Below are 9221 nucleotides of genomic sequence, written 5' to 3' on the forward strand. Positions count from 1 at the left end.
ACAGACTTACAAAGAATCTTACATTTAGCTTACAAAGGTATCTGAACTACGAAAGTGCTTCCTTCTCCTCCTGACTTTACTGATACCGTTCCTCCTTGCTCTTCTAATATCTTTCTTGTTAGATAAAGACCGACGCCGGAACCATCCTGACCTTTTACAATATCGCTATCGCCTCTAAAAAACCTTAAAAAAATTTTATTCCGGTCTTCCTTTGGTATACCTATTCCCTGATCCTCTATCTCTATTCTTACAAAACTAAACATTTTTGTTACTTTTATATTTATACGGCTGCCTTCCGGACTATATTTGATTCCATTATCCACGATATTGGCAATCGCCTCCACTGTCCATTTTTTATCTATAAAAAGCTCTATATCTTTAAATTCTTCCACTTCTACTTCTATATTTTTAACCGACGCTTTGTAATACTCTGTGTTCACCACATCTATTAAAAGTCTTTGCAGATGTACCTTTTCAGGGTTCAGTGATATCATATTGTTTTCAAGCCTTGATATATTAATCAAAGCTGCTGTCAAACTTTCCAGCTTATCCATCTGTGTCATGCTTCTGTCCAGAAATTCCTTCTTTTCACTATCGCTGTCAGCTTCCAGATACATATCAAAGCAAACTTTCATTGCACTTATGGGGGTTTTCAGCTGATGTGATATATCTGTAACAAGAGTCTTTGTATTATCACGTTCTTCATTCAATCTGGCAGTTTTCAATCTTAGACTTCCCGCCAACTTCATCAGCGAATCTAAAAGAGCTGACCCTTCCAACAATTCGAAATTTTTCTCATCATCAATGAATTTAAAATCACCTGAAATACAGTCATCAAGCATGCAAAGCAGTAGTTTCTCCCTTTTTTTCTGATTCCTCGATATGTAAACGAATATCCCATATCCGGCTCCAAGAGAAAGCAGAAAAAGTAAAATAATCATGCCCGAATATACATATATAAGCGTTTTATACTGATCTTTTACATGCATATCTTCATCGTATCCGTAAGAAGACAGTATATCTGCTCCTTCGGCTTCATATTTAAAGGCTTCATCAATCGCAGCATCAATAAATATACTCTCAGCCTGTGGATATTCAGATACAATGGCTCCGGCCATATTCTGTACCCGTCTTACTTCAAATCTGTCAGCTTTATATATAACAATGCCGCCGAAAATCCCCAGTGAGACAGTTATAATAAGGATAATCCCTGTAAATATTAAGACTCTTTTTTTCATAGTTTCTCACATTTCCTCTCCCAAATATATCCCAAGCCCCTTATATTCTTTATAATAGATGGTTTTGAAGGATTTTCTTCTATCTTCTCCCTGAGTCTTCTTATATTGACTGTGACCGTATTATCATCTACAAAATTGCCGTCAACATCCCATACAGCTTCAAGCAGCTGATTTTTTGACAGCACCTTCATTGGGTTCTCAAGGAAATACAAGAGGAGTCTCTGTTCATTAGCTGTAAGAAAAAGTTGTTCTCCTCCTTTTATTACAAATTTTTTTTCCTTATCAAAGATTATATCCACTGATTTTATGATACAACTATCATTTTTACTTTTTCTGATGCTCAAAATATTTTCACAATATCTGTTCATCATGGCATTTACTTTAGATATAAGTACAGCCAGTGAAAAGGGCTTTGTAACATAGTCATCCCCTCCCACTTCATAACCCATAATTATATCAGTTTCCGTATCCATAGCCGTTAAAAATAAAAAAACAGTCGTTCTTTCTTTTATAGACCTTACCTTTGAACAAAAATCCAGACCGCTGCCGTCAGGAAGCCCTATGTCACAAATTATAAGAACTATATCTTGACACTGATACAGCTCCCATCCCTCTTTCAGTGTTTCCGCCGAATACACCTCATATCCCTCTTTTGACAGCTTAAGACTCACGGCTCTGTTTAAACTCTTATCATCTTCTATAAGTAATATTCCTTTGCTCATATGATACCTCCGACTTGCATTATATCTAAATGCACCGAAAATATCAAATAGGGCGCTTCCCTTCCGGGAAACGCCCTATCATCTTTGTATATTTACATATACCCCTTATCTTGCCGCAAATGTCAATTTCTCTCCGTTACAATCAATTATCACATCATCTCCATCCTTAACGGTTCCACGTATAATCTCACCTGCCAGCTCTGTCTCTACATTTCTCTGGAGAAATCTTTTTACAGGTCTTGCTCCGTACGACGGATCGTAACTTTCGTCAGCAATGAATTTTTTTGCTTTATCTGTAAGTGTAAGCTTGATGCCTCTTTCTTCAAGACGCTTTTCTATATCTTTCATCGCAAGTTCTATTATCTTTACAATCTGACTCTCAGTAAGAGGAGAAAATACTACAATCTCATCGACTCTGTTGAGAAATTCAGGTCTGAAATATTTTTTAGTCTCATTTTCAACTTTTTCTTTAATTTCCTCATCTACCGTTCCGTCAGCCCTTATACCATCGATTAAATAATTGCTCCCGATATTTGAAGTCATAATCACTATAGTATTTTTAAAGTCTACCGTTCTTCCCTGATTATCTGTAAGTCTGCCGTCGTCGAGCAACTGAAGAAGTATATTAAATACATCAGGATGAGCTTTTTCAATCTCATCAAATAGGATAACACTATAAGGTTTCCTTCTTACTGCTTCCGTCAGCTGTCCTCCTTCATCATATCCCACATATCCCGGAGGAGCTCCTACGAGCCTTGAAACTGAATGTTTTTCCATGTATTCAGACATATCTATACGAATCATATTCTTCTCTGAATCAAACAGTGCCTCTGACAATGCTTTTGCCAGCTCTGTCTTGCCTACACCGGTAGGGCCCAGAAAAATAAATGATCCTATCGGTCTCTTCTCATCTTTAAGCCCCGCTCTGGCCCTCAATACTGCCTCTGCGACAGCTTTTACTCCATCTTCTTGACCTATTACTCTCTTATGAAGTATTTCAGGAAGTTTAAGGAGCTTTTCTCTCTCACTTTCCACCAGTTTACTTACAGGTATACCTGTCCAGCCTGAAATTACTTCAGCTATCTCTTCTTCCGTTACTTCTTCTTTAAGGAGCCTTGACTCTTCAGCTTCTTCAGCTTTTCCCTTTTCTGCTTCCAATTTCTTTTCCAGTTCAGGCAATGTTCCGTATTTAAGCTGTGCAAGCTTTTCAAGATTATAATTCCTCTCGGCCTCCTCCATCTGATGTTTAACATCTTCTATCTGCTGTTTAACTGCTTTAACTTCGGTTATGGCTTTTTTCTCGCCCTCCCACTGAGCACGCATAGCATTGCTTTCATCTTTAAGCTGTGAAAGCTCTTTCTCTAAAGTTGCCAGTCGTGATTTGGAACCGGCATCAGTTTCTTTTCCGAGAGCCTGTTTCTCTATCTCAAGCTGCATAATCTTTCTTGAAATCTCATCAAGCTCTGCCGGCATACTGTCAATCTCGGTTCTTATTTTCGAAGCTGCCTCATCCATCAGATCTATAGCCTTATCCGGAAGAAATCTGTCACTTATATATCTGTCAGAAATTGTCGCACATGCTATCAGAGCACTGTCAGTAATCCTTACTCCATGATGAATCTCAAATCTTTCTTTCAGCCCTCTTAATATAGAAATAGTATCCTCTACCGTAGGCTGATCCACCAGTACTTTCTGAAAACGTCTTTCCAAAGCCGCATCTTTTTCAATATATTTTCTGTATTCATCTAAGGTCGTAGCTCCTATGCAATGCAGCTCACCTCTTGCAAGTTTCGGCTTCAGCAGATTACCGGCATCCATTGCGCCTTCGGTCTTTCCTGCACCAACGATATTGTGAATCTCGTCTATGAAAAGAATTATCCGACCTTCAGACTTTTCGATCTCATTGAGTACAGCTTTAAGCCTTTCTTCGAATTCCCCCCTGAATTTAGCCCCTGCTATAAGAGAACCCATATCCAGGGCAAAAATAGTTTTGTCTTTCAAGCCTTCAGGAACGTCTCCATTTAATATTCTCTGGGCAAGACCTTCTACAACAGCAGTTTTACCGACTCCCGGCTCACCGATTAACACAGGATTGTTTTTTGTCCTTCTTGAAAGAATCTGTATAGTATGCCTTATCTCCGCATCTCTTCCGATAACAGGGTCCAGTTTTCCATCCCTTGCCATCTCCACAAGGTCTCTGCCATATTTATTTAGCGCATCATAATTTTCCTCCGGATTCTGACTCGTAACCCGCTGATTCCCCCGCACTTTATTAAGTGCATCAAGAAACCTGTCCTTTGTAATATTATATCTTTTGAATATAACTGCTGATGGTGTATTCCTCTCGTCCAGAAGGGCCAGATATAAATGTTCTACACTTATATATTCATCCTTCATTTTCTCTGCTTTCTTTTCAGCATTAAGGAATAACTGCTGAAGTCGCCTTGTAGAGTACATACTTTCAGCACTTCCGGAAACTTTAGGAAGCTTATCTATTTCTGATTCCAGAGCTCCTATTATCTCACCTGTATTTACTTCCATGAACTTCAGCAATTTGGGAATCAACCCATCTTTCTGCATCAGCAGCGCCAAATGGAGATGTTCCCCATCTATCTGCTGATTTCCCTCTTCTATTGCTATATTCTGGCAATCTATTATTGCTCCCTGTGCATTTTGCGTATATTTATCTATGTTCATAAACTTCACCCCCGAACAATAATGTACTAATTAGGTACATTATTTTTATTAATTTCATTGTATACCTATAAATACCAAAAGTCAACAGTTTTTTAGCACTCTATTAAAGAGAGTGCTAAATTTTTATAACATATAAAAATCTGTAAAGCTTATTTCTGCACACAATATTTCTATACAAAAATACCACCAACACCCTTCTTATTTTAATCTTTTAGGTGCTTTATAATACCTAAAATAAATTTCACAAAATACTATAAATTACTGTAAATTTCTAATTGACAATACTTACAAAACCACATATACTTATTAAGTCAGCCTATATAATATGCGCCTTTGGTGGAATTGGCAGACACGCTAGATTTAGGTTCTAGTGGGAGACCGTGGGGGTTCAAGTCCCTCAAGGCGCACCATGCAACCCATTGAATATAATCACTTCAATGGGTTTTTATTATGAATCACATAAAAAATAAACGAAGAGTTGTAAAATAATTTGCAAAAACTTCGTTTATTTTATTATTTAATATAAATCTTTACCGATATATCTATTCGCACAATCTATACTTTTGGATATTTCTTACGATACAATACTTTGCCTGCAATGCAAGCCGCTGCGACCATCAGTACTGCATAAACTCCTGCAAAAGAACCATCTCCGGTTTCCGCTGACTTATCACCGTTATTATTATTTTCATTAACCTGATTTTGATCAGTATTACCGCCTCCCTGCTGAGGATTATCTTCTTCAGGTATTATTGGATCTTTTTGATCAACAGCTACCAGCTCTCCTTGTGCATTTAAAAGCTGCTTCGCCGCAAAATCAACATCTGTCTGAGCGTAATATTTAGGAGCTTTGTCTATAATCTGTGCTTTGGCAAGAGCATCCGAAAACACTTTATAACTTTCTTCTGTATAGAGATCTTTATCTATATTTTCTGCAGAACTAATGCCCTTTTCCAGATCATCCAGATTAATGGTCTTACTGCCATTATTAAGATAACTATAAATGTGTAATTCAAGAACATCTCCAGGCTGTGATTCTTTAGCTGTAACAGTAAATTCATCGCTCCCTTCTTTGTAGTCAATATCATAATAATCACCTAACATTGGCATCATAGTATTAACACTATTTTTAGCAAAATCCTCCGCCATATCAGTAGCAAAATTATGCAAATGTGCATTAAAAGTTGCGCCTACCTGATTAAATCCCAATCCACTTTCATACTTCGCTTTTACCGGTTCACCATTCTTAAGCAACATCCAATGCACCATTCCCCTTGTAGCATCTTCTGGTCTAATCACCTTGGTAGTTACAGAAGCATTTATATCATTAGTAGCTACTACCTGTTTTACGATTTCCGTAGTTATTCCATTTGGAACAATAATAGTTACATTGATATCAGCATTTTCTCCATCAATACTCTTCAAGTTTTTCCAAGTGCCTGAGGCTTTGAATATTCCAGCAACTTGAGCGCCCCAACCTTTCGTAGTTATCCTAAGAGTCTTATTATTATTTGTCAACTCGACATTCGTCTGATCAGGTTTTAATCCGGCACCAAAGACAACGAAAGAGTTTCCCTCTTCCAGTTTTCCGCTGCTCTGCGCTGAAACATAAGCATCTGAAAGAATATTCATCTCAGTCAGCAATTTTTCTTTATCAACAATTTTCATTTCTTTTTCAAAAGTCAAATCAACAAAGAGAGTCTGTACGGTATTTATTTCTCCCGGTTCAAAGCCTGCATGGGTCGTCTCTGCATCAAAATCTATAACCTCTGCCACCTGACTATCATTTTCATCCACCTTTACAGTATATTTCTTAGTACTGGAAACCCAATCTCTAAGGGATGTTTCAACAGTCAATTCTGTAGTTCCTACAGAATCTGCTGTAATCGTAAACGTTCCATCACTCTTACTTGCCAAATCATTTACTGTCGGCTTATCATTAATATTGTCAAGAGCGTTAGCTTCTCCTACGGAAATTATTCCTTCCTTAGTCACAGCTGTTTCCACTTTCGTAATGCGCTTTGTAGGACTTGTACTACAATTGCATCCATAGTTCTTTATAAAGCAGCTTCCGGGCATGTCGCCGCAAACATCAGGACAATTCGGAGTAGTACCGCAGCCCTCATACTGCACATGTATGTATGGCGATACTGTAACAGTTATAGTATCACCTAACTTCATATTGATAGTATTGTTAGTTTCATTTTCTGCTGTGATAGATATAGTCCCGTGGTTACGCTTTTCACTTGTATATGTATCAGAAGCAAAAGCAGTCGCTGCTCCTCCTATGGTTAAAACACCTATCAACATTACAGCAAAAATTTTTCTCGATAGTCTGGAAATTTTCCAAGACAATCTTAAGTTTTTCATCTTAATTCTCCTTCCACAAATTCCAAATAAGAATTTCTTTTGTTTAATAAATATCCCACTGACAAGTCAGCAACAACATTATTTTACATGTTTATTTTATTTTTTTCAGTTACCAAAACATCAAAACGATTATTTTTCGTTGTCAAACTAACCAATTCTCAAATATTTCGAACATATTATCTAATGTTGAAAATGAACACCAGTATAATTGACAAAATAAAAATACTTAAATATACTTCTTTTAGAATACAAAAAACAAACCTATACCTATTTTTATTCTCATAAGAATATTATTGAAAGGATAATTTATGATTTATACATCATTGACAAACAAAGCCATGCAGCTTGCTTATAAAGCCCATCATGGTCAGGTTGATAAAAGCGGTCTTCCCTATATACTGCATCCTTATCATCTCGCTGAACAAATGAAAGATGAGATCACAATATGTACAGCCCTTCTTCATGATGTAGCAGAAGATACATCTGTGACTATAGAAGATTTGGAAAAAGAATTCCCAAAAAAAATAACAGAGGCTCTCCGATTGCTGACACACACCGAAGGAAGCGATTATTTTGATTACATTCGTGCTATCAAGAAAAACCCCATTGCAAAGATAGTTAAACTTGCTGATATCGCCCATAATTTAGATGAAACACGCCTGTCAGAATGTAAAAATATAACAGAAAAACAACGATCACTATGGCACCAAAAATACATCACAGCAAAATCCATACTGGAACAGGAGTAACATTCTTTATTCCTCCATACCTGCCGGAATTCCCATCATATCATCACACTTCTGCTTTTCTTCCGCAAACTGTCTAAACAGCTTTTCCGGAAGAAAATACAATCTTTTTCCTATAAAACGAGCTATAAATCCTACCAGCAAGGCAGCTATAACAGTACCTTCCCTGACACCCGATAACCTACTCATAAAAATCAGCGACAACACCGCAGCAACAGCCGTCATAGATACATCAAAAAATATTTTAAGAAAGCCAAATTCCTTTTTCAGCTTATATACAATCGCTCTTACAAAAGATTCTCCCGGAAGCATTACAACATTAGCCAACACCTCCAAATACACTCCAATACCAAGAACAACACAACCCACCAAAAGATATAATACTTTTACAATATATAAATCAGGCGACATAGTCTTCATCAAAAACATACTGAAATCTATAAAGTATCCAAATGCCACAGACACTGGTACCTGCAAAATATATTCAGGCTTAAAATCTTTTCTGAGAATAATAAGCTGTAAAATTATAAGAACTATACTAAATATTATAGTAAACTCCCCTAAAGTTAGGGGATATCGCAAACTCAGAACATACGGTATAGAGGAAATCGGAGATGTCCCCAGATCTGCCTTAGTTACTATTGCTACACCTAAAGAACTCACAAATAAACCAATCGTAAAAATTAAATAACGCTTAAATATCTCAGCTTTAGTCATTAAATATCAGCTCCTCCTTTTCCTTTCAAATTACTATTAACTCTCTCAAGAAAAGAAACAAATCGTTTCCTTTCTTCTTCAGAAAATCCGCTCAAAGCAATCTTCTCAAGCTCTGACAATGTCTCTACAGAAATTTTGCTATTCTCTCTACCTATTTCAGTAAGATATACACACATATATCTTTTATCACCAACTCTACTTTTTCTTTTGATCAAGCCACCCTTTTCCATTCTGGATAAAAGACTCGTTACTGTGGCTGGCTCTATCATACAAGCTTCAGCTATATCCTTCTGTATAGCCCCATCATTAAAATACAAATATTCCAGAACTTTAGGCTGGCCTACAGAAAGACATCTGTCAGAAAGACGTTCAAATACCTTTCTTGAAAACATCGTATGATTTTCCATCATCAATTTATGATATGACATAATATCCTCCAACAAAATAATTAGAATTCTAATCATTAGTATAATACTTAGAAGTCTAATTGTCAATTAAACAAATTATTAATATTGATGTACGAAATGAATCTATACTTTATTTTCTATTTTTAAAAAATAAAAAAACCTTACAATTATTATAATCGTAAGGTTTGCTTTGGTGATCCTACCGGGAATCGAACCCGGGTTACCGCCGTGAAAGGGCGGTGTCTTGACCGCTTGACCATAGGACCAAAATAAGCGGCAACGTCCTACTTTCCCAGGCGGTCTCCCGCCAAGTATCATCAGCGC

Annotated in this window: 7 protein-coding genes and 2 tRNA genes; 2 read left to right on the forward strand and 7 right to left on the reverse strand. The window is 36.9% G+C overall.

All coding sequences use genetic code 11. The features are described from left to right. Positions 1 to 29: 29 nt before the first annotated feature. From ACLR96_RS07525 to clpB, 3 genes are all read right to left on the reverse strand, one after another. Positions 30 to 1238: an ATP-binding protein gene (locus ACLR96_RS07525; RefSeq protein WP_177270215.1), complete on the reverse strand. Its 1209-nt coding sequence runs from the start codon at positions 1236 to 1238 to the stop codon at positions 30 to 32. After that, positions 1235 to 1960, reverse strand: a complete 726-nt coding sequence (locus tag ACLR96_RS07530; protein WP_412265540.1) for a response regulator transcription factor — start codon at positions 1958 to 1960, stop codon at positions 1235 to 1237. Before ACLR96_RS07530 ends, ACLR96_RS07525 begins: the two co-directional genes overlap by 4 nt. A 105-nt stretch (positions 1961 to 2065) precedes the next feature. Then, complete coding sequence (gene clpB, locus ACLR96_RS07535) at positions 2066 to 4657, reverse strand: ATP-dependent chaperone ClpB (RefSeq protein WP_412265542.1); 2592 nt, start codon at positions 4655 to 4657, stop codon at positions 2066 to 2068. 327 nt (positions 4658 to 4984) lie between these two features. Here clpB and ACLR96_RS07540 point away from each other — a divergent pair. Beyond that, positions 4985 to 5067: transfer RNA gene (locus ACLR96_RS07540), tRNA-Leu, on the forward strand. Positions 5068 to 5212: 145 nt separating this feature from the next. Here ACLR96_RS07540 and ACLR96_RS07545 read toward each other — a convergent pair. Next, positions 5213 to 7027 carry a hypothetical protein gene (locus ACLR96_RS07545; RefSeq protein ID WP_177270221.1) on the reverse strand — a complete coding sequence of 605 codons (1815 nt, stop codon included), beginning with the start codon at positions 7025 to 7027 and terminating at the stop codon, positions 5213 to 5215. Positions 7028 to 7335: 308 nt separating this feature from the next. Between ACLR96_RS07545 and ACLR96_RS07550 the strand changes: the two genes are divergently transcribed. After that, a complete protein-coding gene (locus tag ACLR96_RS07550; RefSeq protein WP_177270223.1) occupies positions 7336 to 7776 on the forward strand; it encodes an HD domain-containing protein in 441 nt (146 codons plus the stop codon). Positions 7777 to 7782: 6 nt separating this feature from the next. Here the strand turns inward: ACLR96_RS07550 and ACLR96_RS07555 are convergent, their stop codons facing one another. From ACLR96_RS07555 to ACLR96_RS07565, 3 genes are all read right to left on the reverse strand, one after another. Then, positions 7783 to 8490, reverse strand: a complete 708-nt coding sequence (locus tag ACLR96_RS07555; protein WP_243206924.1) for a YczE/YyaS/YitT family protein — start codon at positions 8488 to 8490, stop codon at positions 7783 to 7785. After that, entirely contained in the window at positions 8490 to 8918 is a 429-nt protein-coding gene (locus ACLR96_RS07560) for a MarR family winged helix-turn-helix transcriptional regulator (protein WP_243206923.1), read from the reverse strand. Before ACLR96_RS07560 ends, ACLR96_RS07555 begins: the two co-directional genes overlap by 1 nt. A gap of 170 nt (positions 8919 to 9088) precedes the next feature. Continuing rightward, positions 9089 to 9163: transfer RNA gene (locus ACLR96_RS07565), tRNA-Glu, on the reverse strand. Between the last annotated feature and the right edge of the window lie 58 nt (positions 9164 to 9221).

Origin of the sequence: Lentihominibacter sp., from assembly GCF_046951855.1 — a bacterium.
Classification (GTDB): Bacteria; Bacillota; Clostridia; order Peptostreptococcales; family Anaerovoracaceae; genus Lentihominibacter; species Lentihominibacter hominis.